The organism is Protofrankia sp. Cr2, assembly GCF_963555885.1.
Lineage (GTDB): Bacteria > Actinomycetota > Actinomycetes > Frankiales > Frankiaceae > Protofrankia.
The window spans coordinates 1-1293 of record NZ_CAUVXG010000048.1 but is presented as its reverse complement, the minus strand read 5'-3'; the positions used below and the strand labels follow the sequence as shown (position 1 = coordinate 1293).

Annotated in this window: 2 protein-coding genes and 1 pseudogene; 2 read left to right on the top strand and 1 reads right to left on the bottom strand. The window is 65.4% G+C overall.

Annotated features, from left to right (window positions below; translation table 11 throughout):
* The first annotated feature begins 96 nt into the window (after nucleotides 1-96).
* Nucleotides 97-369 (top strand): type II toxin-antitoxin system Phd/YefM family antitoxin, encoded by a 273-nt coding sequence (locus U9978_RS18625; protein WP_416211042.1) that lies wholly within the window; start codon nucleotides 97-99, stop codon nucleotides 367-369.
* Nucleotides 366-797: a type II toxin-antitoxin system VapC family toxin gene (locus U9978_RS18620; RefSeq protein WP_322762415.1), complete on the top strand. Its 432-nt coding sequence runs from the start codon at nucleotides 366-368 to the stop codon at nucleotides 795-797. Before U9978_RS18625 ends, U9978_RS18620 begins: the two co-directional genes overlap by 4 nt.
* 74 nt (nucleotides 798-871) lie before the next feature.
* Here U9978_RS18620 and U9978_RS18615 read toward each other — a convergent pair.
* A pseudogene (locus tag U9978_RS18615) lies at nucleotides 872-1293 on the bottom strand (glycosyl transferase family 2); the annotation flags it as partial.

Genomic DNA, 1293 nt, shown 5'->3' with positions numbered 1-1293 from the left:
CAAACACCACGGCGTCGCATGCGAAACCGGAATGGGGATCGCCCGCTCCGCCACCATGACGTCGAAGCAGTACTACCCATGTACTACACTGAGATCATGGAACAGGTACCCGTGCGGGTGCTCAATCAGGACACCGCAGGTGTCCTGGCGCGTGTCGAACACGGCGAGACCATCGAAATCACCCGACACGGCAAGGTGATCGGCCGAATCGTGCCGGCAACCCCCGGGGAACTGGACGACCTGATCGCAGCGGGCAAGGTCTCCCCAGCCACCGTCACCGGCCCGTTCATCGCACCGCAGGGCCCACTGATCAGTGGCCTGGAAGCCGGTGCGCTGATCCGACAACTCCGTGACGAGGAGCGCTGGTGATCTATCTGGACACCTCCGCGATCGTAAAGCTGATCAGACCCGAGCTGGAGAGCGACGAGCTGACCGAATGGCTCAACTCTCGGCAGACCGAGCATGTGATCACCTCCAAACTCGCCGAAGTCGAAGTCCCACGGGCGTTACGCCGGGAGGAACCGGCACGGCTGGCAGCGGTGCCAAGCGTCCTTGCCCATCTTGACCGCCTCGACATCGACGACGCCGTCCGAGCCACCGCGGGCGCCTACCCGTTCCCCCACCTGCGGTCACTGGACGCCATTCACCTGGCCACCGCGGACCAGCTCGTCGCGTCCGGAAAGACGATCAGCGCCTTTGTGACATACGACAAACGCCTGGCCATCACCGCCGGTGAAATCGGCCTGGTCACAGCAGCGCCTGGCTGCGGGTTCAACGGCGGCCAGGTCTCGCGGTAGGCGTCGATGTCGCGGACCCCCTGCTTAGTGGTCGGCAATAGGGGGCGCGGCGTCGCGGGGCTGGGGCACCCAGGTCAGACGCCGGGAACCCGACGACCCTCCGCCCCCGGATAGGTCCGCCCCTTCCACGCAGCCCCCCGACCACGCCAATGCGCCCGCGCCGAATCCAACGTCATCAACACATACAGAACCGCCACCACCGGCAGAAACACCGCATCACGAGCCGGCTGCAAATAGTAACGCACCATCGGAATATAGGTAGCCGTCATCACCACCCACCCACCAAGACCCGCCGCCGCAGCCACCACAGCAGCCGAACCACCCCCAGCCAGCACCCCGACCACCCCCACCCCAGCCGCCACCGGCGGCACCACATACGTCAACACCAAACCCGCCACACTCCCCGCCAACAACACCGGCGAATGCCGCAACTGGGTATACGCACACCGCGCAATCATCGACCACAAATCCACCAACCGCGGACACGGCCGCACCC